We start from the raw sequence: 23,930 nt of genomic DNA on the forward strand, positions 1-23,930 counted from the left end.
GCACAGGTCGATCGAGCGCGCGCCAGTTATCACGATGCGGCCAATTGAGCGCGGTTGCTCTCGAAGCCGCCCTGGCTGCCCAGCGCCAGGATGGGTTCCTGCATGCGCTCTTGCCAGATCAGCGATTCCATCGCAATCTGCAGCGGATGGTCCTGCACGGTCAGGGCCGACGTGGTCTCCGTGCCCGAATGGTGCGAATGGATCGCCCAGCCGGGCGCCGACAGGATCAGGTCGCCTGCCTTCCAGTCGAGCCGCTGCTTGCCCACCTGGCTGTAGCCGTTGCCGCGCAGGTAATAGTTGATGGCCGCGGAACTGTGGCGATGCGGCACGTGGTGGTTATCGGGCGGCGACGAAGAAATCGTCGCAAAGTAGCTGTGCGTAGTGCCAATGCGCCGCTCGGTGGCGGGGTTGTACAGCACGAACAGCCGCCGGCCGTTGTACCCCTTGGCGATCTCTTCCACGCTGGGCAGATGCCGCGACACTTTTTCCCAGGGCCAGTGCAGCGCCTTGGATTCCAGCACGTCGATGTCGATCAGCCATTCGTAGCCCAGCAGGCTCGCGCCGTCTTCGCCGATCTGCTCGCGCAGCGCCAGGTCGCGCGCGCGCTGCGCCCCGGCGGGACGAGGCTCGGGCCGCCGGGTATTCGCGTCGGCCGGCGGCACGTCGCCCTCGAACTCTTCCACATAATGCACTTCCAGCTTTTCGAGCAGCGGCGCATTTGAATACGACAGCCGCACCCAGGGCTCCTTGCCGTCATTGCGGTACGAATGAACCTGCATCGACGGCGTGTTCCAGACGTCCCACTTGGAAATGCGCAGTTCGCGGCCGTTGACGACCGCCACGCCGGAACCCTGAATACAGATCTCGAGCATGTTCGAGTTCTTGCGCAGGTTCAGCGTGGATTCGCCCGGGTTGACGACATTGATGGTCACATCCGTGCCGGGCGTCAGGCCAAGAACGGGCCCCGTGGCGCGCGGGTGCACGATCAACGACGCGCGGCGGCCATTGGCCGGCCGCGGCGCCGCGATCAGGCGTTCGATCTCGCGGTCGATGTCTTCCTTCGGGATCAACACCGGATCCCACTGTTCCTGCGGGCGTGGGGCAACCCCACTGACGTCTACAAACATAATGTCTCCTTGCCGGTTCGATGCATGCCGGCGGCCGCCGGCGCTATAAAAGAATGTGCGAGTCGGGCTGGTGCCTACAGGCGCGACAGCAACAGGTTTTCGCGCGTCTGGCGGGGCAGCGCGTGCCCCAGGTCACGGGCGCAGGCAGACTCATAAACCACGCGGGCCATGGCCAGGTCGGACAGGCCCATGCCCATGCCCTTGAATATCGTCAGGCGCGCGCCGTCGGGGCGCGTGGCGCCGCCGGCCAGTACATTGCCCAGCACCTGCACGCCCTGCCAAGGCGCGCCGTCGCTGCCGTAGCGTTCGCGCAGCTCACGCGATCCGCGCCGGGCGTTTTCCATGTCATCTACGACCACCATGTCCGCCAGGCCAAACACATCCTGCGCAAACTCCGCCTTGGCGGGCAGAATCGCCCCCACCGCGTTCAGATGGCGGCATGCCGTCAGGTCTGCAGCCGCCACGAACGGCTCGGACGCCCGCGTGATCAACGTCACGATCTCTGCGCCATCCAGAGCCTCTTGCAAGGTGTCCGCGGCCTGTACGGCAAACGGATACCTGGGCGCCACGCGCTCGACAAAGGCGCGACGCTTCTCGGGGGTGGGGCTGTATACGCGCACCGATCGCAACCCGCGCACAGCCGCCAGGGCGGCAAGCTGGGTCAGCGCCTGCGGGCCCGTGCCCACCAGCGCGGCGGTGCTTGCCTCTTGCGGGGCCAGCACGCGGGTCGCCACGCCACTGATCGCCGCGGTGCGCAACATGCCCAGCGCGCGCGCCTCGATGATGGCCAGCAATGTGCCCGCATTCGCATCGAACAGACTGAACACCGACCCGCCGCCCGCCTTGGTATGCACCCAGGTCTTGAACCCGGCATATCCGCCGGCGCTCATCAACGACCCCAGCGCGTGCATCGAACTGCCGTCGCCCCACGTCGCCAGGCTCTTGGGCAGATTGCGCGCCTCGTCGCGCCCCTGTGCGGCAAGAACGTCCTGCAGCGCGTCGATCGCGCTCGGCATATCCAATACCGACACTACGTCGTGTTCACTCAGGTAACGCATTGGTTCAGCCATTGCCGTGCTCTTCCGTGGATTCTTCAATGGGGTCGGCCGGCTCGTCGGCCACCCGGTTGCTCAGCCGGCCCACGCCGGGAATATCGACCTCGAGCACATCGCCAGCCACCATGAAACGCGGCGGCGTGCGGCGCGCGCCCACGCCTTCCGGCGTGCCGGTGGCGATCACGTCGCCCGGCGCGAGCGGCGTGAAAGTGCTGATATAGGCGATCAGTTCAGGTATGGGGAAGATAAGGTCGGCCACCTGGCCGTCCTGCATGACTTCGCCGTTCAGGCGCGTAATGACTTGCAAGGCTGCAGGGTCGGGAATCTCGTCGGACGTGGTCACCCACGGCCCCAGCGCGCCGCTGCGCAGGAAATTCTTGCCCGGCGTGACCTGCGCGCTGTGTTTCTGGAAGTCGCGCACCGAGTTTTCCGCCATACAGGTATAGCCCGCCACGTGGGCCAGCGCGCGCTCCGCCGGAATGCGGCGGCCGGCCTTGCCGATGACCACTGCCAGCTCGCCTTCGAAGTCATAGCGGGTCGAGGCCATCGGCCGCCACACATCGGCCTGGTGCCCCACCAGCGTGTCGGCAAAGCGCACAAACAGCGACGGGTGCCTGGGCAGTTCGCCTCCCGTTTCGGCCACGTGGCGTCCGTAGTTCAGCCCTACGCACACGATTTTTCGCGATGCCGCGACGGGCGGCAGAAACGTCAGTCCGGCGATGGGCAGGCGCTCGCGGCTGGCCTGCAAGGCCTGCCCGATAGCCTGGCTTCCGGCCTGCAGCGCTGACGCCAGATCCGGCCATTGCGAGGTCAGCACGGCGACTTCATCGCCCTGTGCCACGCCCCAACCGGGCTGGCCCCGATGCAGGAAGCTAAGCAGCTTCATGGTGTCTCCCAGAAAACAATAGATTCCAAGCAAGTTCTTTTTGCATGCATTCCTGGGCTGTTTTCGACTCAGGAGCGCCGTTTTTTCTATTATTGCATGCAATTTTGATCTCGCACAAGGATTTGCGCCGGTTTAATCTGCCGTTTGCATGCAATGTTTGGGTACACTGGGCGGTTGCATAGGAGTTCCCATGGCTGCACAAATCGACAAAGTCGTATCCGAACTGCGAGACCTGGTGCTTTCTGGCGAATTGCAACCCGGCGATCGCGTCATCGAGCTCCAGTTCGCCGCCAGGCTGGGGGTGTCACGCACACCGCTGCGCATCGCCATGGCCGAACTCGAAAAAGAAGGACTGCTGGAACGATTGCCCTCCCGGGGGTTCCGGGTGCGGTCGTTTACCGTTGACGAAATCGCCGACGCGGTAGACGTGCGCGGCGTGCTCGAAGGCATGGCCGCGCGGCTGCTGGCCGAACGCGGCGCGTCGCAGGAAACCCTGGACGGGCTGCGCGACGCGGTCGAAGCAGGCAAGAAACTGCTGGCGGCCGCCGAGCGCGACCCCAACGTCACCGTCGACGCGCGCGCGTGGGGCCGGATCAACCGGCGGTTCCACGAGATCCTGTACGAAAGCGCGGGCAACCGCGCGCTGGTCGCTGCGCTGGAACACAACAACAAGACCCCGCTGGCCGGCCCGGCCGCCTTGACGCTGCCCTCTACCCCATCGGTACTGGAAACGCCGTTTGTATTGCGCGCGCAGGCCGACCACGAAGATCTGCTGCGCGCCATCACCCGCCGCGAGGCCGCCCGCGCCGAAAGCCTGATGCGCGAGCACGCGTATCGCAGCCGGGAAAACAAGCGCATTCTGCTGGCCTCGATGCGAATGGGCAGGACTGCCGCCCATCCGCCCGACAAGGATTGACGCCTACTGCGGATCAGTTCGTGTCCCACCAGCCCTGCAGATCGACGCCCAGGCCCGGCGCCGACGGCACGGTCATGGCGCCGCCGACGATGGGCGGAGGATCGGCCACGTCGGACTTGTAGAAGCGCGCCGTGCCGAGCCCGCAAGGCTCGATGGGGCCAGGCAGCAGCGCAGCGCAGTGCAGCGCAACGTGCAGGCCCACCGATGTTTCCAGGCTGGCCGTCACCACGCAGCGCACGTTGCGGCGCCGCGCCTCTTCGATGATTTCCCGGGTGCGATCCGGTCCGCCTACGCGCGGCGGCTTCAGGATCAGCACTTGCGCGGCATTCAGTTCGATGGCGCGGCGCGCGTGAAACAGCGAGCGGATGGAATCGTCCAGCGCAATGGCCACCGAGGTCTCGCGGCAGAGTTCCGCATACACCGTCAGGTCGGTGCCGCGCGGCAGCGGCTCCTCGATGTAGTCGATGCCAAAGGGCTCCATCGCGCGGATCTGCTCCAGCGCCCACGACACGTCCCACGACTCGTTCGGATCCAGGCGGATACGGATGTCCGGATATGCCTCGCGAATGGCGCCAACCCGCGCGATATCGAGCTCGCGTTCGGTGGTGCACTTGATCTTGACAGTGTCCTGCCCGATTTTCAGGGCGTCGGCCACGCGGCTGACGCACACTTGCGGATCGGCATCGCCGATCAGGTCGTTGACCGGCACCTTGCTGCTGGCCTCGCCGCCCAGGAACTTGGCCAGCGGCAGGCCTGCATGCGCAGCCTGCGCGCTCATCAATGCCGACGAAATGCCGCAGCGCAGGCGCGCCGGAATTTCGCGCAGTTCGAGTTCATGCAACAGGTCGGCGCCCGGTTTCAGGCCGTCGAGCATGGACGAGCAATGTGCCGCATAGGCCCAGCCGTCGAACAGCACGTGCGGGGGCAGCGCGGCCTCGCCCCAGCCCACCGCGCCATCCCATTCGGCCCGCACCAGTATGCCGCGCCGCACATACTGCGTGCCCTTGGACCAACGGTAGGGCACTTGCAATTGCTGCACGTAGGGTTTGATGGATAAGGAATACGTCATTGCAGAGATCCTGGAGATAAAAGTCAGTCTGCCGGCAGCAGCACGCACCGCTCGGGAGGGAAATGCAATTTCACTTTGTCGCCCGCCGTGCGCAGCGGCCCCGAGGACGCGCTGGCGGATACGACCCTGTCCTGGTCCAGGCGCAACCGGTATTCGACCCGGGCACCCACGAAAACGCTGCGCTCGACGACTGCGTCGAAGCAGTTCACGGCGTCGGCAAACGCGTCGCCGATTTCGATGGACTCGGGCCGTATCATCACGTTGCGTGCGGCCGACCCCAGGTGCGCGTTCTGCGTGGCCACAATGCGCCCCAGCGCCGTCTGCGCAACAACGCCCTGGCCATCGACTCGTTCGACCTCGCAGGGAAATATCTCGGCCTTGCCGATGAACGTGGCCGTGAACACGCGCTGCGGGCGCTGGTACAGTTCAACCGGCGTGCCCTGTTCGACGATTGCGCCCTGGTTCATCACCACGATACGGTCGGACATCGCCAGCGCCTCGTCCTGATCGTGCGTGACGAACACCGTGGTGGTGCGCAGCCGCCGCTGCAATTCGCGCAACTCGTCGCGCATCTGTTCGCGCAGCTTGGCATCCAGGTTGGAAAGCGGCTCGTCCAGCAGCAGGACCTTGCCGCCGCGCACGATGGCGCGGGCCAGCGCCACCCGCTGCTGCTGGCCGCCCGAAAGCTGCGTGGCCGAACGCTGCGCGAAACTGGCCAGCCCCACCATATCCAGAGCCCGCGTGACCTCGCTGCGCGTGCGGTCGCCGGAAGCGCCCGCGGTTTCCAGCGGAAACGCCACGTTTGCGTACACCGACATGTGCGGCCAGATAGCATAAGACTGGAACACCATGCCCAGGTCACGTTTGTGCGTGGGGATTTCCACGCCGGCGCCCGAGTCGTATACCGGCTGCCCGCCTATCGAAATGCGGCCGCGGGTAGGTGTTTCAAGTCCGGCAATACAGCGCAGCGTTGTGGTCTTGCCGCATCCGCTGGGGCCCAGGAAGGTGCAGAACTCCCCTTCCTGCACCGACAGAGATATCGACTTCACCGCCTCGACCGGTCCGCGATCGGTCTGGTAATGCACTTGCAGATCAGACACTTCCAGCATGTTTTCCTTCCTATTGCGCATTGCGCATCTTGCGTGCACCGGCCCACTGCCATACCAGCATGGTCACGAACACCAGCACCACCAGCCATATCCCCACTGCCGCGGCCTTGTTCGGCTCGCCGCCCACCCAGAAATTCCACAGCACGACGGGCAATGTCTGGTTGCCCCCGCCTTGCAGCAGCAGCGCCGAAGACAGCTCGCGCATGCAATGGGCGATAACCCAGATCCACACCGCCAGGGCTGCGGGCAAGGCCAGCGGCATCACCACGCGCTGCATGACCCGCCACCAGCCGGCGCCCGAGGTGCGCGCAGCCTCCTCGAGCTCGCGGTGCAGCTGCATCAGCACCCCATTGGTCGTGCGCGTGCCGAACGGGATATACGTGGTGACGTAGGCAATGGCGATGATCCACACGCTGCCGTAGATGTTCAGCAGCGGCATGTTGAGATACACGTAGATCAGCGCCACGCCTATCATCGTGCCGGGGATGGCGATGGGCAGGAAAGCCAGGAAGTCCACCAGCTTGCCGGTGACGCCGCGCCGCCGCACCACAATCCACGAAATCAGCACGGAGAACGCGGCCACCACGGTGGATGCCACCACGCCGATCAAGAGCGAGTTGCCCAGGGCCGTGAGCGTGAGCGGATCGGTAAAGAAGGCCATGTGGTTGGCCCACGACGCCTGCATGGCGGCCTCCAGCGAAGGCGGCATCATCCAGGGCATCAGGCTGGTCCAGCCCAGCATGGCAAGCGGGATGACGGTGGCGAGCATGAAATACAGGCCCACGAATCCCAGCGCCACCCATTTCCAGCGCCCCAGCCGCGACAGGCGCGGGCGGAAGTTCTTGCCCGTTACCGTGACAAAGCGGCTGGCGTTGCGCGTCAGCCTCTGGTAGCCCCAGGCCTGCAGCAGCAGGATGGCGAGGAAGAACACCGATATTGTGCTGATGACGTGATATGCCGACATGCCGCCCGCCGTATCGGTGGCCAGGTACAGGATGCGGCTTGACAGCACGAAGATGTTCACCGGCATGCCCAGCGTGCCCGGAATATCGAACACCAGGAAGCCGACCATCAGCATGAAGGTGGCCGCGGCCAGCACGGCGGGCGCCAGCAGGGGCACGAAGATGCGCGCGAAAATCCGGTAGCGGTTCGCGCCTGACGTCATGGCAGCCTCTTCCAGGCTGGGGTCCATGTTGCGGAACGCCGGGGACAGAATCAGAAAGGTCGACGGCACCAGCGACAGCGCCTGCACGAAGACCATCCCCGTGACCGAATAAATATTGAACGGCGCCTGCTCCAGTCCCAGCGTGTCGCGCAGAAACACATTGATGACGCCGATGCGCGGGCTGAGCAGCAGGATCCAGCCGATGGCCAGCAGGAACGGCGGGATGGCCATCGGCAAGGTCAAGAGCACCCTGATGGGCGTCTTGGCGGGCAGGTCGGTACGCTCGACCAGCTAGGCCAGGGCCACGCCCAGCAACAGCGCCCAGAACATCGACCCCACGGCGAACCGCAGCGTGATCCACACCATGGACCAGAATTCCGGGTCGCCGTAGACCTGCAGATAATTGAGCAGTGTCCAGCCCGCGTCGAAAGGCAGGCCGGAAGGCGTCAGGCTGCTGATCACCAGAATGCCCAGCGGCACCAGCACCAGATAGGCAAGTACGAGCAGCACGACCAGCGCCGGCAGACTGCGCGCGATATTTGACCGGCCGAGGCCAGTCGACTTCATTGCGTGCATGAAACAGATCCTGAGATGGGAACGGGGCGGCCGCGCCGCCGCCCTGCCGCGCGGCAGCGCCGGGCAGGCAGGGCGGGACGCGCGCGATTACATTGCCGGGCGGGCTTTTGCCAGAATGGCGTTGTATTGCTCGTTCAGGGTCGCCAGCTTTTCGACGTCGTCAAACGGCCATTCGGCGACCTTTACGCCTTGCAGCATCTGGTACGTCTTGGTGGACGACACCAGCGGGTTGCCGCGCGAGGTGGCCTTCTCATAGACTTCTGCGCCTTCCGGCGTGGCCAGCCACAGCATCAGCAGCGTGGCGCCGCTGGGGTTGCGGGCAGACTTGCTGACGCTCGACGAGATGGTGTGCATGGGGGTCGGGTCCAGCATGCGGTACTTGACCGGCGCGCCCGCATCGAACACCGGCTGTGCCGAGTGATAAAAGCCCACGGCAACGTCCACTTCGCCCGAAGCCACGCCCTGCGCAAGCGGGAAAGTGGACTTGAACAGGTAGGGCTTGAGCTTGACGAAGTTGTCCAGGCTGGACTTGGCCTTGTCTTCGCCCCACGCGCTGGCCAGCTGCGCAAACGCCGCCGCGCGCACCCACGAGCCCATGCGCCCGGTCCACTTTTCGTTGATGACCTCATCCCAGTTCCGCGGCGCCTGGTCGTCGGCGACCTTGCGGCTGTTCCACAGCAGCACGTACACCGAGGCGGTGGTCGGGACTGCGTAGTTCACCGGCAGCAACTGAGACGGCAGGCCCAGGTTGTCTTGCGACAGGTCGCGCAACAGGCCGCGCTGGTTCAATTGCCAAAGATGGTCCGGGCCGCCCGTCAGCAGGTCTGCGGTATGGCCGCGGGCCTGCACTTCCTGGATGGCGCGCGAGGCAAGCTCATTGCCGCCGACCATGCGCACATACTTGACCTTGACGTCGGGATAACGTGCGTTGAACGCCTTGAGCACTTCCACGATCTGGCTCTCGGGCGAGCTCTCGTACCAGACCACAGGCTCTGCCTGGGCCGCCTTCGCGGCAAGAGCCTGCATGGCATCGGCGCTCTGGGCCGCTGCCGTGCTACAGGTGGCCGCCAGGATAGCGGCAGGGATCATCCGGCGCAGCGCGCCACGCAACAGCTTCATGGGTCTCTCCTCGATTCCAACTTGGTAATGCCATACCAGCATGCTAATTGCATGCAAATTAAGCGTTTATTTGGTGATTTTCCGGCTTAACCGGTTTTTTTGGCTTATATTGCATGCAATGAATTGAGGTGTCAAGAAATCTTCGCGCGTTTTGCGCGTCATCGTCCGGAGCACGGCAAGCCATGTCCAGCCAAGTGAACTATGTGGTGTCCAGCCTGCGCAGCATGATCCTGGGCGGGCAACTCGAACCGGGCGATCGCATCCGCGAACTGCACGTCGCGGCGCAGCTGGGCGTGTCACGCACCCCGATACGCCTGGCGTTCAGCCAGCTCGAGAGCGAGGGCCTGCTCGAACGCCTGCCCACCCGCGGGTTTCAGGTGCGCGCGTTCTCTGTCGAGGAGATTGCCGATGCCATCGAAGTGCGCGGCGCCCTGGAAGGCATGGCCGCGCGGCGGCTGTCCGAAAGCGGCGTGCCGCCCGGGCTCGTGGGCGAACTGGAAGACTGCGTTCGCCAGGGCCGGCGGCTGCTGGAGGCGGCCGATGCCCGCCCGGGCAGTTCGGTGGACCCCTACGAATGGAGCCGCATGAACGGCCGTTTTCACGGACTGATCGTGACAAGCGCCGGCAGCAACGCGCTGGCACGGGCCATCGCCCAGAACAACAAGACGCCGCTGGCCGCGGCCAGCGCGCTGGCGCTTACCGCCAAGGCCGGCCTGGAGACGACGCTGTTGCGATCAGCGCAGGCCGACCACGAGAAAATCGTCGAAGCCCTGCGCGAAGGCGGCAGCGCACGGATCGAGTGGCTGCTGCGGGAACACGCGCGCCTGAGCGCCGACAGCAAGCGCCAGCTGATAGGCAATATGCGCAACATGGCCGACCATCACGTCGCCGCCGCCTGATGGCAAGCGGCGCCGTGCGGCCGCCCGGACCGGTCAGTCGACGCGGGCGCCCGATTGCTTCACCACGTCGGCCCAACGCTGGATGTCGGCCTTGTGCACGCGTTCGAACGCAGCCGGGCTTGGGTCGGTCGGCGGCGTGATGCCTTGCGTGTCGATCAGCCAGCGCTGGAACTCGGGCTTGGTGATTTCGGCGATGACCGCGTCACTGAAGCGTTTCTGGATATCGGCAGGCAGGTTGGCCGGGCCGAACAAGCCATACCAGGTGCTGCTTTCATAGCCGGGCAGGCCGCAGCCCTCGGCCACGGTGGGAACGCCGGGCAGCGCTTCCAGCGGCTTGGACGTGGTGACGGCAAGCGCGCGCACCTGGCCCGCTTTGGCCGCGGCGATGCTGGGCGCGCTCTGGTTGAAGAAGAAGTCGACTTCGCCCGACAGCAGGGCTGTCATGGCCGGGCCCTGGCCACGATAAGGCACATGCATGATGTCCACCTTGGCCTGGTTCGCGAACTGCGCGCCGGCCAGATGGCCTGATGTGCCGTTGCCCGTGGATGAATAGTTCAGTTTGCCCGGGTTCTTGCGCGCCAGCGCGAGCAGGTCTTTGCAGGTCTTGATGTCGGGGTGCTTCTCGGGGTTGACGATCAGCACGTTGGGCACATCGCCCAGCAGCGCGATGTGGCTGAAGTCTTTCCAGACATCGAACGACAGGCTGCTGTACAGCGCCGCGTTGATGGCATGCGTGCCGGCCGTGCCGAACAGGAAGGTGTAGCCGTCGGGCTGCGCGCGCGACACCACGTCGGACGCAACGTTGCCGCCGGCGCCGGTGCGGGCTTCGACGACGATGGGCACGCCCAGTGTTCCGGTCAGGCCCTGCCCCAGCTTGCGGGCGTACAGGTCCACGCCGGATCCGTTCGGGAAGCCCCCGACGATGGTGATCGGCCGCGATGGCCATTTGTCTTGCGCGGCTGCCGGCGCTGCGGCCGCTAATGTGGCCGCGGTGAACGCGGCGATGCTGAGGATGCGCAACATGATGGATTTTTCCCCTTGTGAAAGTTGCTGCGAAAAACCGCCGGCGGCCGGCGTACCGGCGGCCGGCGGAATATGACTTAAACCAATTGAGCCACCGCCCGCCCGATGCGTTCCAATGCCGTCTGCAGCTGGGCCTGCGAGGTCGCATAGCTGATGCGGAAATACGGCGCCAGCCCGAACACCGTGCCCGGCACCACGGCCACATCGTGATCCTGAAGCAGATATTGGCAAAAATCGATATCGGTATGCAAAACCTGTCCGCCCGGCGTACGCCGCCCCATGACCCCCGCGCAGCTCGCATAGGTATAGAACGCCCCTTCCGGACGGCGGCACGACAGCCCGGCAATGGCGTTAAGGCCGTCCACCACCAGGTCGCGGCGTGCCTGGAACGATCGCCGGCGCTCGGCCAGGATGTCCTGCGGCCCGTCCAGCGCCTCGATGGCGGCCGCCTGGCTGATGGAACACGGGTTGGACGTGCTCTGGCTCTGCACGACGGCCATCGCGCCTATCAGGGGTTTCGGCCCGCCGGCGTAGCCAATGCGCCAGCCGGTCATGGCATAGGCCTTGGACAGCCCGTTGATGGTGAGCGTGCGGGCCTTCAGGCGCGGCTCGACCTGCGCCATGGTGCGAAACGCAAAGTCGCCGTAGATCAGGTGTTCGTAGATGTCGTCGCACATCAGCCAGACGTGCGGGTGACGCAGCAGCACCTGGGCGAGTTCGCGCAGGTGCGCCTCGGAATAGGCCGCGCCGGTGGGGTTCGACGGCGAGTTCAGCATGACCCACCGCGTGCGCCCCGTGATCGCACGCTCGAGATCGGCCGCGGCCATGCGAAACCCGTTTTCTTCGCTGCATGGCACTTCAATGGTTTTTCCGCCGGCGATGGCGATCATGTCGGCGTAGGACGTCCAGTACGGCACGCCCACCACGACTTCGTCGCCTTCGTCGAGCGTGGCCATCAGGGCATTGTGGATCACCTGCTTGGCGCCCGCCCCCACCGTGATCTCGTCCGGCGCATACGACAGGCCGTTTTCCCTTTCGAACTTGCGCGCGATGGCCGCCTTGAGCGCCAGGGTGCCGTCCAGCAGCGTGTACTTGGTCTGGCCCTCCTCGATGGCGCGCACGGCTGCCTGCTTGACGTTATCCGGGGTATCGAAGTCGGGTTCGCCCGCCCCCAGCACAATGACGTCGCGCCCTTCGCGCTTGAGCTGCGCGGCACGCGCGCCGATGCGCAGGATTTCGGACACCGCGATGCTGGCGATACGGCTGGCGCGCCGCAATGCCGGCGCCTGTGATGTATCGGTATTCATAGATTGCCTGGGCTCCTGAAATGCGCGCGCTATAGCGCGGCGACCACCATGATCTCGACCAGGATGTCCGGCGCGGCCAGCTCCAGCGCCCCGCAGCACCGCGCGGGCGCCTGGCCCTGCACAATCCAGGCGTCATAGACTTCGTTCATGGCCTGGAAGTCGGACATGTGCTGCAGCCAGATGGTGACGTTGAGCAGCCGCGACTTGTCGGTGCCGGCGGCTTTCAACATTTCGTCGATCTTGGCCAGCACCTGGCGCGTCTGGCCGGCCGCGTCGGCGCTGCGGTCATCGGCGGTATGGCCGGCCAGGTACACCGTGCCGTTATGGATGACCGCGCGCGAGCGGCGCGTATTCTGGTCCAGGCGTGTGATGGCGCTCATTGTTGCTCTCCCTGGCCCGAGATGCGGCGGCAGTGGTTCAGCGCGGCCTGGATGAGGTTGTCGCTGGCCTCGGGCGTGCGGAACGCCGAGTGCGCCGACAGCGTGACGTTGTCGAGCCTGGTCAGCGGATGGTCCTGTGGCATGGGCTCGGTGACGAACACGTCCAGGCCCGCATGCCCCAGCTTGCCGGACTGCAGCGCTTCGATCATGGCGTCTTCGTCCACCAGCGCGCCCCGCGCGGTGTTGATGAGAATGGCGCCGTCGCGCATGCGCGCGATGCGTTCGCGCGAGATGATGCCGCGGGTTTCATCGGTAAGCAGCAGGTGCAGCGACACGACATGGCTGGCGCCCAGCAATTCGTCGAGTTCGACAAAGCGCACGCCGCGATGCGACTTCGGGCTGCGGTTCCAGGCGATGACTTCCATGCCCGCGCCATTGGCCAGGCGCGCCACTTCGGCCGCGATGCCGCCGAAACCCACCAGGCCCAGCGTCTTGCCGGTAAGCTGCATGGCGTCGGTGCGCAGCCAGTTGCCGGCGCGCATGCCGCGGTCCATGCGGCTGAAACCCTTGGCCGACGCCCACATCAGGGCAAAGGCGCATTCGGCCACCGCCGTGTCGCCATACCCCTTGATGATGTGCACGTCGATGCCCGCCTGCGCCAGTTCTTCGGGGTTCATGTACGAACGCGCGCCCGTACCCAGAAATACGACGTGCTTCAGGCCGCTGCACTGGCGCGCGATATCGGTGGGCAAGTGCGTATGGTCGATGATGGCGATCTCGGCGTCGCCCAGCACCCCGGGCAATTGCTCGGGCGTGATGTCGGGCTGGCGGTTGACCACCAGCGGCAGGTCGTCCGCGCGATGCAGCCGCTCGGCCACGGCCGACAAAGTGGGGTTGGCGTCTACAAAAATGGCTTTCATAAAGCAGCTTCCTGTTCAGGGGTTCAGAGAGATCGGTCCAGGCCGGGTTCGGCGGCCTGCGTGAAAAGCGATTCGGCGTAATCGGCCAGCGCATTGCCCATGTAGATTTCGGCAAAGCCGGCGCGCGCCAGGTCTACGACGTGGTCCAGGTGTTTGTCGATGTGCTGGCTCATCATGGCCTGCGCGGCCGCCACGTCGCGCGCCTGCAGGGCGCGCACGATATCGGGATGGTCGTTGCGGGTGTGGCTGCGGCGGGCCTTCAGGTCGATCCAGCGCGGAAAGCGGATGCGTTCATTCAGGGACCGCACCGAGCGCACGAATTCGGGGTTGCCGGACAGTACCGCCAGACGTTCGTGAAACGCCTCGTCGCGCGACAACAGCCGCAGCGCCTGCGCATCGGTTTCGATTTCGTCGCGGCTGCCCTGAACGTAGCTGGCAAGGTCTGCCAGGGCCTGGTCGGAGGCGCGCTCGCACACCAGCTTCACCACCCCCAGTTCGACAGTGGCGCGGTATTCATAAAGCGCCATCAACTGCTGGGCGTCAAGCGGGCGCACGGTATACCCACGGTTGGGCGTGGCCTGCAGGAAACCTTCCGCGGCGATGCGGTTGAGCGCTTCGCGCACGGGGGTGCGGCTGACGCCCAGGCGGCGCGCCAGTTCCAACTCGTTGACGCGTTCGCCCGGGCGCAGGCGGAACGTGGTGGCCATGGCCTTGATGCGCTCGTAAACCTGGGCGGCTGTGGCGGGGTGGGGTGCGAGGACGGTGTTCATAAGCCGGCTGGACGGGCGGGCGGCAAGCTGCACACCCAAGTGTGGACATATGATGAATATTGTTTTGTATACAGTCAAGTGTTATGCTGCCTGCGCCTTTCTATCCGCGCCCCCGGCGCTGCTTTTCTCAGACACGGAACCCGAACATGGCCACCAGCCCCAGCGTCCGCACCGGCGGGCAGATACTGATCGACCAATTGCGCTGCCAGGGCGTCGAACGCGTGACCTGCGTGCCGGGCGAAAGCTACCTGGCCGCGCTAGACGCGCTGTACGACGGCGGCGTGCAGGTCGTCATATGCCGCAACGAGGGCGGCGCCGCGATGATGGCCGAAGCCTACGGCAAGCTCACCGGCCGCCCCGGCGTCTGCTTCGTGACCCGCGGCCCCGGCGCTACCAATGCGTGTCACGGCGTGCATATCGCCATGCAGGATTCCACGCCCATGCTGCTGTTCATCGGCCAGGTAGACCGGTCGATGCGCGAACGCGAAGCCTTCCAGGAAGTGGACTACCGCGCAATGTTCGGCGGCATGGCCAAGTGGGTGGTAGAGATCGACCGCGCCGACCGCATCCCGGAACTCGTGGCCCGGGCCTACCGGGTTGCCATGCAGGGCCGGCCGGGGCCCGTGGTGATCTCGCTGCCTGAGGACATGCTGGTCGATACCTGCGATGTGGCGGACGCCCCCCGCGTCGAGCCCGTGCAGGCGTGGCCCGCGCCGGCCGACCTGCACACCCTGCAGGACATGCTGGCGCAGGCCCGGCAGCCCATCGCGGTGCTGGGCGGTTCTGGCTGGGACGAGACCGCCTGCCGGCAGTTCGCCGACTTCGCGCAGCGCGCGGGCCTGCCCGTGGCGACGTCATTCCGTCGCGCGGCGCTGTTCCCGGCCGACCATCCCTGCTATGCGGGCGATCTGGGCATCGGCCCGGACGCACGCCTGAAAGCCCGGGTAGCCGACGCGGACCTGCTGTTGCTGGTGGGCGGCCGGCTGTCCGAAATGCCTTCGTCGTCGTACACGCTGCTCGACATTCCCGTGCCGCGCCAGAAACTGGTGCACGTGCATCCCGGCGCCGAAGAACTGGGCCGGGTGTACCAGCCCGCCCTGGGCATCCAGGCCGGCCCGCGCGCTTTCAGCGCCGCGCTGGCGCAGGTGGATGTGCCCGCGGCGCCGGCCTGGCAAGGCAGCGCCGCGCAGGCCCATGCAGACTACCTGGACTGGACCGAAACCCCGCGCCACCTGCCCGGCGAATTCCAGTACGGCCAGGCCCTGGCGTGGCTGCGCGAGCGGCTGCCGCGCGACGCCATGGTGTGCAACGGCGCGGGTAATTACGCGGGCTGGCTGCATCGCCATCATCGCTTCCATACGTTTGGCACGCAGCTCGCCCCCACCAGCGGGTCGATGGGATACGGCGTGCCGGCCGCCGTGCTGGCCAAGCTGCAGTTCCCGCAACGTACCGTGCTGGCATTTGCCGGCGACGGCTGCTTCTTGATGAACGGGCAGGAATTCGCGACCGCCGTGCAGTACAACGCGGCCATCATCGTGATCGTGCTCGACAACAGCCAGTACGGCACCATCCGCATGCACCAGGAACGCGATTACCCCGGCCGGGTGGTAGGCACACAGCTGCGCAATCCGGATTTCGCCGCCATGGCCATTGCCTTCGGCGGACACGGCGAGCGCGTCGAGCGCACTGAAGATTTCGCGCCAGCCTTCGAACGCGCGATCGCGTCGGGCAAACCGGCCATCCTGCACTGCAAACTCGACCCCCGCGCCCAATCCCACGCGCGCGACTTCACCCCCACAGCCGCCTGACCGCCCGCCACGGTGTCTGACACCCTACGGGAGTCAGACACCCACTCATGTCGCAGCGCTGCCTGCGGTGTCTGACACCCTACGGGAGTCAGACACCCTGTTCATGTCGCAGCACTGCCTATGGTGTCTGACACCCTACGGGAGTCAGACACCTGTTCGTTGCATTACGGTATTTGGTGTCTGACTCCCGAAGGGTGTCAGACACCGACCGGTTGGCAGCACCTGCGGCCATTTCCCCTGCCTTTCAAGGGAAACCCGGCGCCGACGTCTCCGGATGATCTAATATCCGCCTTGATGCCCAGGCGCACGCTTCCCCACCGGGGGGCACCGCGCAATTCCCCACGCCCTACCCGGGCGGCTGCACCAGCCGGAGATCTCGTGAGCGCCGTATCCGACAGTACCGTCGACCGTGTCTATATCCAGCTTCGATCCATGGCCATCGGCTACGAGTTCAAGCCGGGCGAAAAACTCAATGAAGTGGCGTTGGCCAGGCAACTGGAAGTCAGCCGCACGCCACTGCGCGAGGCGCTGAACCGGTTGGGCATTGAAGGCCTGCTGCGCTTCCAGCCCGGCAAGGGGTTTTACTGCCGTGACCTGGACGTGCATGAAATCTTCCACCTGTACGAACTGCGCAAAGTGGTCGAAGTCGCGGGCGCCCGTCTGTCGATGGCGCGGGCCCGCGACGAAGACATACACGCATTGATGCAGTTCCTGGACGACACCGGCCCCGAGCCCGGCGACCGCAGCGTGGCCGAGCTCGTTGATCTGGACGAGACATTCCACGAACGGCTGCTGGAGATGTCGGGCAACAACGAAATGCTGCGGGTGCTGCAGAACATCAATGCGCGCATCCGTTTTGTGCGCTGGATCGACATGCGCCTGGGCGACCGCGCCAATACTCAGCGCGAACACCGCCTGATCTTGCAGGCCCTGCTGGCGCGCGACGAAGGCAGTTGCACGGCGTTGCTGGAAAAGCACATCGACCGGCGGCTTGACCAGATTACTTCGGCCATTCGCGAGGGCTACGCCCAGATCTATATGGGTACGCAGGTGCAGGCCGCAGCCTGAGCGTGGCGCGCGGCCAGTGGCGCACGGCTAGCCGCGGTCGCCAGGCTGCGCGTGTTGCGGATGCGGCGCTGCGGGCACACGATCCGCCTGGCCGCTATCGCGCGGACGAACGCCGTTCATCAGCAAATCGCTGATGAAGGCCGACAGCTCGCCCAGGCTGGCAGCATCCTGCTCAAGCATGGCGAATCGCTCCATAATGCCCACAAAGGCCTGCGACAACCAGTAAGGCGACACGTCGCGGCGCAGCAGGCCCATCTGCTGTTCTTCTTTGACCTTCTGCGCCAGCAGATCCACCAGTTCGCTCTTTAGCGCTTCGGCATGTTCGGAATGCTGGAAGCCCAGCTTTGCAAGACTGTGGTTTTCGTGCAGCACGCCCAGCAATCTCCGCACGCTGTTGCGCGCCCGGCCTTCAAGCAGCTCTATCGGCGTATCTTCAGGAATTTTTGCCTGTTCGACCGCTTGGCGCAGTCGCATCGCAAACATATCGATCAGTTCGTCGTAGATAGATCTCTTGCCGCCGAAATACTGGTAGAACACGGACTGCGTGATGCCCGCCTTCGACGCGATTTCAGACACGCGGACACGCTCATAGCCGAGCCGCGCGAATTCTTCGCAGGCAATGTCGAGCAGGCGCTGGCGGGTACGTGCGCCCTTTCCCGCGCGGAACGCTTCTGCGGACTGATAAGTGACTGACATATCGTCTAGTGCGCAAATGGGCCAACAATGGTACATGTCGACCACGGCCAGGTTGCGCCCCGCATGGGCAGGGCTGCCTGCATAGATACAAATTAATACAATTTAAGTTTTGACCTGTCTACCTATGAGTAGGTAAGATTCGTTCCATGGTCGGGAAGCAAGTAGTCATCCCAACCAAGCGCCCTGAAGCCGGGCGTTTTTTCGAAACCTGCAGTCTACCTACACATAGATAGTTTTTACTCCTCACTCTCTTTAGGAACCGTCATGAAAAACTTTGCTTCCCTCCTGCTGATCTCCGCTTCCCTGGCCGGCACCGCCGCCTACGCGCAAGAGCCCTCGGGTGAACTGGATTATCCGCCCGAAGTCGTTCAAACCAGCTCGCTGACCCGCGCCGAAGTCGTTGCCGAACTGCAAGCCGCTAAAGCCGCCGGCCTGGTGACTTTCGGCGATATCGAGGAACCCGCTAAGCAAGCCGCCGCCAGCACGCTGACCCGCGAGCAAGTGCAGGCCGAAGCCGCCGCCGCACGCGCCCATCGTTCGGCCTCGAACAGCCAGTTCATCACCTTCACCGGCGCCTGATCGCTTTTTATTTCCCTGTACATCTATCTACATATAGATAGCCGTCAAAGACCACCCTACACACCTACTGGAGCATGACCATGAAAAACCTCGCCACCCTGCTGCTGATCTCCGCTTCCCTGGCCGGCACCGCCGCCTACGCGCAAGAGCCCTCGGGTGAACTGGATTATCCGCCCGAAGTCGTTCAAACCAGCTCGCTGACCCGCGCCGAAGTCGTTGCCGAACTGCAAGCCGCTAAAGCCGCCGGCCTGGTGACTTTCGGCGATATCGAGGAACCCGCGAAGCAAGCCGCCGCCAGCACGCTGACCCGCGAGCAAGTGCAGGCCGAAGCCGCCGCCGCACGCGCCCATCGTTCGGCCTCGAACAGCCAGTTCATCACCTTCACCGGCGCCTGATCGCTTTTTATTTCCCTGCACATCTATCTACATATAGATAGCCGTCAAGACCACACTACACACCTACTGGAGCATGACCATGAAGACCCTCGTATCCGCCGTAATGCTGTCGATGACCATGATGGGCGCCGCCTACGCCGCCGAACCTTCGGGAGAGCTCGACTATCCGCCCGTGCAACAGAACATTGGCGATGTGACGCGCGCCCAGGTGCTGGCTGAACTGGCCGCCGCCAAGGCTGCCGGTCAGGTTGTTTTCGGTGAAATCGAGCAACCCGTCGCCGTGCAAGGCTCGGATGCCGTTCCCAGCCGCGCCGAAGTGCGCGCCGAAGCGCAGGCCGCCCAAGACCGTGGCGATGCGTTCGGTGAACTCGATTACCAGGCCAGCTACAACCCGACCGCCGTGTCGAACGGTTAAGGACCGCACCATGTGGTGCGACGCGGCGCCGCCCTGCCTCCCCCGGCACGGCGGCCCGCCCCTGGACCACGCACACTCCGGGCCCTTCTACTCGTCTACTTACTTGGTGTCCCGATCATGAAGACCGAAACGACCCGCACACAGATCTTGCAACTTGCCGAGCGCCTGATTCAGGAGCGCGGCTGTAACGGCTTCAGCTACCGCGACCTGGCCGCGATAGTCGGCATCAAGACGTCCAGCATCCATTATTACTTTCCGCAGAAAGAAGACTTGTTGTTGGCTGTCGTGCAGCAGTATCGCGCGCGCTGGCAGGCTGCGATGGCGGCCATCGACCCGGCGTTGAGCGCCGAGGCGAAGTTGCGCGCCTATGTCGATACGCACCGACGCGCCTTCTGCGGCACCGAACGCATCTGCCTGGGCGCGGCCCTGGCGGCCGAACTCGCGTCATTGCCTGCCGCCGTCAGGCAGGCCGTGCAGGATTTTTACCGGGCCAATGAAGATTGGCTGGCCGGCGTGCTGGAACAGGGTTCGCGCGAAGGCAGCCTGCGCGTGCCGGGCGACCTGCGCACGGCCGCGCGCGCCACCTATGCTGCCCTGCAGGGCAGCCTGGTCACGGCGCGGCTGTTCCAGAGCAGCGAACGCATTGAAGAGTCGTTGCCCACGACGCTCAGCCTGCGCGAGTCAGCGTAAATGAAAGGGTGGCCGGCGGCCGTTGCGATGACCAGAGGTGCACAACCCGCCGGCACAGCGAGCGGCGGCCCGGCGTCAGGCCGGGCTGGCCACGCCGCAGCGCCCTTGCACGGATGTCAGCACATCGCGCAACCGCGCCGGGTTCTGGAACAGGCGCGACCCCATCAACGCCCCCTGGAAGGCGGCAAACAGGCAACGGCCCGCGGCTTCGGCATCGCCGGCCCACTTGATGGTGCCATCGCGCTGCCCATCGGCCACGACGCGCGCCAGCCAGCTTTCGTTCAGGCAGAAAAAGCCTTGCAGGGACCGGCGCGCGCGTTCGGACAGCGACGCGAAATCGGCGGCCAGCATGCCGCACAGGCAAACCTGGTCGGTGGGGCCGCCTTCGAACAGCGCTGCGTAACGCTCGAGCCGTTCGGCGGCGGGCAGGCTGGTGTCGATGCCATGGACCAGGCCGGACACATGGGACGTGTAGCTGTCGATCGCTTCGATCAGCAGGTCGTCTTTACAGGGAAAGTAATAGTGAATGCTGGCCGTCTTCACACCCACGTGCTCGGCCAGATCGCGATAGCTAAAGCCGTTGTAGCCACGCTGGCGAATCAGGGCCTGGGCGTGGCATACAAGTTGTTCACGGGTGGTAGCGGCATTCATGCGCGTATTGTTACCTACTAGTAGATCGGGGGTCAACCCGGAAAGTCCCCGAGAGCGAGGGCGCGTATAGCGTCGTATCCTGCTGCACTGCGCTAAGCTTGTGCCATCTAACCCGGCCCCGATTTGCGAACATTCGCCGCCATGCCCCTGCCCGATGTCTGGACTTCCCGCCTGATTGCCATCGCCGCCGCGCAAGCCCAGGACGACGGGGCGCACGACCTGAACCACCTGCACCGCGTGTGGCACCTTGCCCGGCAACTGCTGGCCAGCCACACCGACGCCGACGCACTGGTCGTGCAGGCCGCCTGCTATTTGCACGACCTGGTCAATCTGCCCAAGAACCACCCCGAACGCGCACAGGCATCGCGCATGGCCGCACGCCAGGCGCAAGCCCTGCTCGCGCAGGCCGGTTTTCCCGCCGACAAACTGCCCGCCGTGGCCCATGCCATCGAGGCCCACAGCTTTTCGGCGGGCATCGCGCCCCAGACGGTGGAAGCCCGGATCGTGCAGGACGCCGACCGGCTGGATGCCCTGGGCGCGGTCGGGCTGGCGCGGCTGTTCTATACGGCCGGGCGCATGGGCTCGGCGTTTGCGCATCCCTCGGATCCACGCGCAGTATCCCGGCCCCTGGATGACCGCGCCTATGCGCTGGACCACATCGAAGCCAAGCTCGCCACGCTGCCGGCAACCATGCATACCGGGGCCGCCCGGCAGCTGGCAGATGAACGCCTGAACTGGCTGCGGGCGTTTCGCGACACGTTCATCGATGAATGGAGCGCGGGCGCCCCCGGCCGCTAGTTTTTTGCCCCTTCATGTCTACGGAATCGAGTATGCCCAGTCTTTTGTTTACACCCCTGCAATTGCGCAGCGTGACGTTCAAGAACCGGATCGGTGTGGCTCCGATGTGCCAGTATTCCTGTCAGGACGGCCTGGCCAGCCATTGGCATCTGGTGCACCTGGGCAGCCGCGCCGTGGGCGGCGCCGGCATGGTCATGGTCGAGGCATCGGCGGTTTCGGCCGCCGGCCGTATCAGCCCGGCAGACCTGGGCATCTGGAGCGATGCGCACGCCGCCGCGCTCGCGCCGATTGCGCAGTTCATCGCCGAACAGGGCGCCGTGCCCGCCATACAGCTTGCGCATGCCGGCCGCAAGGGCTCTACCCAGATCCCTTGGGAGGGCCGCGCCATGGTGCCGCCCGAAGAAGGCGGCTGGCAAGTGGGCGCGCCCAGCGCGCAGCCCTTCAACGATGAATACCCCACCCCGGCCGAGATGACCGAGGCCGACATCAGGCAGCTGGTGGACGACTTTGCGGCGGCCGCGCGCCGCAGCCGCGAAATCGGCATGCAGGTGGTCGAGCTGCACATGGGCCATGGCTACCTGTTGCACCAGTTCCTGTCGCCGCTGAGCAACCAGCGCAACGACGCCTACGGCGGATCGTTCGAAGGCCGTGTGCGCGCGCCGCTGGAAGTGGCGGCCGCCGTGCGTGAAGCCTGGCCCGGCGACCTGCCGCTGTTTGTGCGTATTTCGGCCACCGATTGGGTCGAGGGCGGATGGGACGTGGCGCAGTCTGTCGAACTCGCACGGCGCATGAAGGCGCTGGGCGTGGACCTTGTGGATTGCTCCAGCGGGCATATTGTGCCCGGCTCGCAAGGCCAGCCCGCGCCCGGCTACCAGGTGCCATTGGCCGAGCAGATACGCCGCGAGGCGCAGGTTGCCACCGCTGCCGTGGGCTTGATCACCCGGGCGCGCCAGGCCGAGGACATTCTGCAGCGCGGCCAGGCCGACATGGTGCTGCTGGCCCGCGAGTTGTTGCGCGACCCTTATTGGCCGTTGCGCGCCGCGGCCGAACTCGAAGAGCCGCCGCAGTGGCCGGTGCAGTATCTGCGAGCCGTCAGCTAGCCGCCGGGGCCGGCCTCGCGATAGCGCCGGGCGCGTGCTATCGCGAGGGTGTCACTTCGCCCGAGAGCTGCACGCGCTTCACCTCGGAAAAATACATCACGATCAGCGACACCCACACCACGCCGTATAGCAGCATGAAGCAGCTGGACCGGATCTGCAGCAGGTCGGCAATGGCGCCGAACATCAGCGGCAGCAAGAATCCGCCCAGCCCGCCCGCCAGGCCCACGATGCCCGTGACCACACCCATGTTCTCGGGGAAATCATCTGCCACGTACTTGAAGGTGGACGCCATGCCGAACGCGAACACGGCGCCGAGCAGGAACAGCAGCAAGGTGAACAGCCAGACCGGCAGATAGATGTGGAAGTCCGCCGAGCCGCCAAGCGTCTGTACCGTGAGCGTAGTGTCGGGATACGACAGGATGAACAGGCACACCCAGGCCACCCACAGACACCACCATGTCATTTTGTGTGCGCCGAACCGGTCGGCCAGGCTGCCGCCGACGGCGCGCAGCACGGCGCCGGGAAGTGAAAACCCCGCCGCCAGCGCCGACGCAGCCACCAGGCTCAGTCCGTATTCGGCCTGGAAATACTGCGGAATCCACAGCGACAACGCGGTGAAGCCGCCGAAGGTGATCGAATAGTATTGGCAGTAGCGCCACACGCGGGGGTTCTTCAGGACCTTGAACTGGTCCGCCAGCCGCCCGCCCGATTTGCCGGCGCCTGGGTCGGGCGCGGCCACCAGCCAGAACATCAGCGCGGTTGCCAGCAGGGCAACTGCATAGATCTTGGGCACCGCGCGCCAACCGAAGGTTTCGAGCAGCACCGGCGTGATGAACAGGTTGACTGCGGCGCCCACCGTGCCCGCGCCGAAAAACCCCATGGCAAAGCCCTTGCGCTCGGCCGAAAAGAAGCGAGCCACGTACGGAGTGCCCACCGCGAAGGATGCGCCCACCAACCCCAGGAACAGCCCGATCAGCAAGAATTGCCACAGCGCCTGCGCGTAGCTGACCAGGTACACCGGCACGGCGCACACCACCAGCAGAATCGTCATGACCACGCGGCCGCCATAGCGGTCGGTCCATAGGCCCAGCGGCAGCCGGAACACTGCGCCGGTAAGCACGGGGGTCGAGGTGAGCAGGCCGAATTGCAGCGCATTCAGGCCCAGTTCTTCGCGGATGCGTATTCCCAGCACGCCGAACATCATCCACACCACAAAACACACCATGAAAGCGAAGGTACTGCTGTACAGCACCGCGTACGCCCTGGGGTGGTTGTTCATTGCGTTCTCCGATGTATGCGTGCGTGGCCCGGATGGCAAGGAACTGCAGTGGCACCAACCGTACCGCGTAATTACGCAGACCGTCAACGCCGCCGGGCTTACCCAGGAAGGCGGGATGGACAAGCTTTGC

At 65.2% G+C, this 23,930-nt stretch carries 26 protein-coding genes; 10 read left to right on the forward strand and 16 right to left on the reverse strand.

Features of this window, described 5'->3' with window-relative positions:
• Window positions 1-29: 29 nt before the first annotated feature.
• The 3 genes from CAL18_RS13770 to CAL18_RS13780 all read right to left on the reverse strand — a co-directional run bounded on the left by CAL18_RS13770 (window position 30) and on the right by CAL18_RS13780 (window position 3,068).
• Window positions 30-1,127, reverse strand: a complete 1,098-nt coding sequence (locus tag CAL18_RS13770) for a cupin domain-containing protein (protein ID WP_094797091.1) — start codon at window positions 1,125-1,127, stop codon at window positions 30-32.
• A gap of 74 nt (window positions 1,128-1,201) precedes the next feature.
• Window positions 1,202-2,197 carry an ornithine cyclodeaminase family protein gene (locus tag CAL18_RS13775; RefSeq protein ID WP_094818064.1) on the reverse strand — a complete coding sequence of 332 codons (996 nt, stop codon included), beginning with the start codon at window positions 2,195-2,197 and terminating at the stop codon, window positions 1,202-1,204.
• Complete coding sequence (locus CAL18_RS13780) at window positions 2,190-3,068, reverse strand: fumarylacetoacetate hydrolase family protein (protein WP_094818065.1); 879 nt, start codon at window positions 3,066-3,068, stop codon at window positions 2,190-2,192. Before CAL18_RS13780 ends, CAL18_RS13775 begins: the two co-directional genes overlap by 8 nt.
• Window positions 3,069-3,258: 190 nt before the next feature.
• On the opposite strand from CAL18_RS13780, the gene CAL18_RS13785 reads away from it, so the two are divergent.
• A complete protein-coding gene (locus CAL18_RS13785) occupies window positions 3,259-3,984 on the forward strand; it encodes a GntR family transcriptional regulator (protein ID WP_094818066.1) in 726 nt (241 codons plus the stop codon).
• A 13-nt stretch (window positions 3,985-3,997) separates the two neighbouring features.
• On the opposite strand, the gene CAL18_RS13790 is transcribed toward CAL18_RS13785, so the two are convergent.
• From CAL18_RS13790 to CAL18_RS13810, 5 genes are all read right to left on the reverse strand, one after another.
• Complete coding sequence (locus tag CAL18_RS13790) at window positions 3,998-5,053, reverse strand: mandelate racemase/muconate lactonizing enzyme family protein (protein ID WP_094797092.1); 1,056 nt, start codon at window positions 5,051-5,053, stop codon at window positions 3,998-4,000.
• Between the two features lie 23 nt (window positions 5,054-5,076).
• The gene (locus CAL18_RS13795; protein ID WP_170940349.1) at window positions 5,077-6,162 is read right to left on the reverse strand and encodes an ABC transporter ATP-binding protein; all 1,086 of its coding nucleotides are present in this window, start codon (window positions 6,160-6,162) and stop codon (window positions 5,077-5,079) included.
• Between the two features lie 10 nt (window positions 6,163-6,172).
• Window positions 6,173-7,576 (reverse strand): ABC transporter permease, encoded by a 1,404-nt coding sequence (locus CAL18_RS13800; RefSeq protein WP_283163501.1) that lies wholly within the window; start codon window positions 7,574-7,576, stop codon window positions 6,173-6,175.
• A 42-nt stretch (window positions 7,577-7,618) separates the two neighbouring features.
• Window positions 7,619-7,903, reverse strand: a complete 285-nt coding sequence (locus CAL18_RS13805; RefSeq protein ID WP_141217771.1) for a hypothetical protein — start codon at window positions 7,901-7,903, stop codon at window positions 7,619-7,621.
• An 87-nt stretch (window positions 7,904-7,990) separates the two neighbouring features.
• Window positions 7,991-9,022: an ABC transporter substrate-binding protein gene (locus tag CAL18_RS13810; protein ID WP_026638630.1), complete on the reverse strand. Its 1,032-nt coding sequence runs from the start codon at window positions 9,020-9,022 to the stop codon at window positions 7,991-7,993.
• Window positions 9,023-9,204: 182 nt separating this feature from the next.
• On the opposite strand from CAL18_RS13810, the gene CAL18_RS13815 reads away from it, so the two are divergent.
• Complete coding sequence (locus CAL18_RS13815; RefSeq protein WP_094797095.1) at window positions 9,205-9,921, forward strand: GntR family transcriptional regulator; 717 nt, start codon at window positions 9,205-9,207, stop codon at window positions 9,919-9,921.
• 33 nt (window positions 9,922-9,954) lie between these two features.
• Here CAL18_RS13815 and CAL18_RS13820 read toward each other — a convergent pair whose 3' ends face one another.
• From CAL18_RS13820 to CAL18_RS13840, 5 genes are all read right to left on the reverse strand, one after another.
• The gene (locus tag CAL18_RS13820; RefSeq protein WP_026638632.1) at window positions 9,955-10,944 is read right to left on the reverse strand and encodes a Bug family tripartite tricarboxylate transporter substrate binding protein; all 990 of its coding nucleotides are present in this window, start codon (window positions 10,942-10,944) and stop codon (window positions 9,955-9,957) included.
• Between the two features lie 77 nt (window positions 10,945-11,021).
• Complete coding sequence (locus CAL18_RS13825) at window positions 11,022-12,251, reverse strand: pyridoxal phosphate-dependent aminotransferase (protein WP_026638633.1); 1,230 nt, start codon at window positions 12,249-12,251, stop codon at window positions 11,022-11,024.
• 29 nt (window positions 12,252-12,280) lie between these two features.
• Complete coding sequence (locus tag CAL18_RS13830) at window positions 12,281-12,631, reverse strand: RidA family protein (protein ID WP_026638634.1); 351 nt, start codon at window positions 12,629-12,631, stop codon at window positions 12,281-12,283.
• On the reverse strand, window positions 12,628-13,551 hold the full coding sequence (locus CAL18_RS13835) for an NAD(P)-dependent oxidoreductase (protein WP_094818070.1): 924 nt from the start codon (window positions 13,549-13,551) through the stop codon (window positions 12,628-12,630). Before CAL18_RS13835 ends, CAL18_RS13830 begins: the two co-directional genes overlap by 4 nt.
• A gap of 23 nt (window positions 13,552-13,574) precedes the next feature.
• The gene (locus CAL18_RS13840) at window positions 13,575-14,321 is read right to left on the reverse strand and encodes a GntR family transcriptional regulator (RefSeq protein WP_094797096.1); all 747 of its coding nucleotides are present in this window, start codon (window positions 14,319-14,321) and stop codon (window positions 13,575-13,577) included.
• A 146-nt stretch (window positions 14,322-14,467) separates the two neighbouring features.
• On the opposite strand from CAL18_RS13840, the gene CAL18_RS13845 reads away from it, so the two are divergent.
• Window positions 14,468-16,129 (forward strand): thiamine pyrophosphate-binding protein, encoded by a 1,662-nt coding sequence (locus CAL18_RS13845; RefSeq protein WP_026638637.1) that lies wholly within the window; start codon window positions 14,468-14,470, stop codon window positions 16,127-16,129.
• A gap of 378 nt (window positions 16,130-16,507) precedes the next feature.
• A complete protein-coding gene (locus CAL18_RS13850) occupies window positions 16,508-17,197 on the forward strand; it encodes a GntR family transcriptional regulator (protein WP_026638638.1) in 690 nt (229 codons plus the stop codon).
• A 27-nt stretch (window positions 17,198-17,224) separates the two neighbouring features.
• Here CAL18_RS13850 and CAL18_RS13855 read toward each other — a convergent pair whose 3' ends face one another.
• Window positions 17,225-17,929, reverse strand: coding sequence for a TetR/AcrR family transcriptional regulator (locus CAL18_RS13855; protein ID WP_249278412.1), 705 nt, complete (start codon window positions 17,927-17,929; stop codon window positions 17,225-17,227).
• 228 nt (window positions 17,930-18,157) lie between these two features.
• On the opposite strand from CAL18_RS13855, the gene CAL18_RS13860 reads away from it, so the two are divergent.
• The 4 genes from CAL18_RS13860 to CAL18_RS13875 all read left to right on the forward strand — a co-directional run bounded on the left by CAL18_RS13860 (window position 18,158) and on the right by CAL18_RS13875 (window position 19,972).
• The gene (locus CAL18_RS13860) at window positions 18,158-18,472 is read left to right on the forward strand and encodes a DUF4148 domain-containing protein (protein WP_026638639.1); all 315 of its coding nucleotides are present in this window, start codon (window positions 18,158-18,160) and stop codon (window positions 18,470-18,472) included.
• 80 nt (window positions 18,473-18,552) lie between these two features.
• Complete coding sequence (locus CAL18_RS13865) at window positions 18,553-18,867, forward strand: DUF4148 domain-containing protein (RefSeq protein WP_094797100.1); 315 nt, start codon at window positions 18,553-18,555, stop codon at window positions 18,865-18,867.
• 79 nt (window positions 18,868-18,946) lie between these two features.
• Window positions 18,947-19,282, forward strand: coding sequence for a DUF4148 domain-containing protein (locus tag CAL18_RS13870; protein ID WP_094818072.1), 336 nt, complete (start codon window positions 18,947-18,949; stop codon window positions 19,280-19,282).
• 117 nt (window positions 19,283-19,399) lie between these two features.
• Entirely contained in the window at window positions 19,400-19,972 is a 573-nt protein-coding gene (locus CAL18_RS13875; RefSeq protein ID WP_094797101.1) for a TetR/AcrR family transcriptional regulator, read from the forward strand.
• 75 nt (window positions 19,973-20,047) lie between these two features.
• Here CAL18_RS13875 and CAL18_RS13880 read toward each other — a convergent pair whose 3' ends face one another.
• Window positions 20,048-20,623: a TetR/AcrR family transcriptional regulator gene (locus CAL18_RS13880; RefSeq protein WP_026638642.1), complete on the reverse strand. Its 576-nt coding sequence runs from the start codon at window positions 20,621-20,623 to the stop codon at window positions 20,048-20,050.
• 141 nt (window positions 20,624-20,764) lie between these two features.
• Here CAL18_RS13880 and CAL18_RS13885 point away from each other — a divergent pair, with 141 nt between their 5' ends.
• Together CAL18_RS13885 and CAL18_RS13890 are read left to right on the forward strand one after the other, a co-directional pair.
• Window positions 20,765-21,421, forward strand: a complete 657-nt coding sequence (locus tag CAL18_RS13885) for an HD domain-containing protein (RefSeq protein ID WP_051423658.1) — start codon at window positions 20,765-20,767, stop codon at window positions 21,419-21,421.
• A 32-nt stretch (window positions 21,422-21,453) separates the two neighbouring features.
• On the forward strand, window positions 21,454-22,521 hold the full coding sequence (locus CAL18_RS13890) for an NADH:flavin oxidoreductase/NADH oxidase (RefSeq protein ID WP_094797104.1): 1,068 nt from the start codon (window positions 21,454-21,456) through the stop codon (window positions 22,519-22,521).
• A gap of 37 nt (window positions 22,522-22,558) precedes the next feature.
• Here CAL18_RS13890 and CAL18_RS13895 read toward each other — a convergent pair whose 3' ends face one another.
• The gene (locus tag CAL18_RS13895; RefSeq protein ID WP_038852037.1) at window positions 22,559-23,800 is read right to left on the reverse strand and encodes an MFS transporter; all 1,242 of its coding nucleotides are present in this window, start codon (window positions 23,798-23,800) and stop codon (window positions 22,559-22,561) included.
• Between the last annotated feature and the right edge of the window lie 130 nt (window positions 23,801-23,930).

The sequence above is a fragment of the Bordetella genomosp. 7 genome, assembly GCF_002261415.1.
GTDB lineage: Bacteria > Pseudomonadota > Gammaproteobacteria > Burkholderiales > Burkholderiaceae_B > Bordetella_A.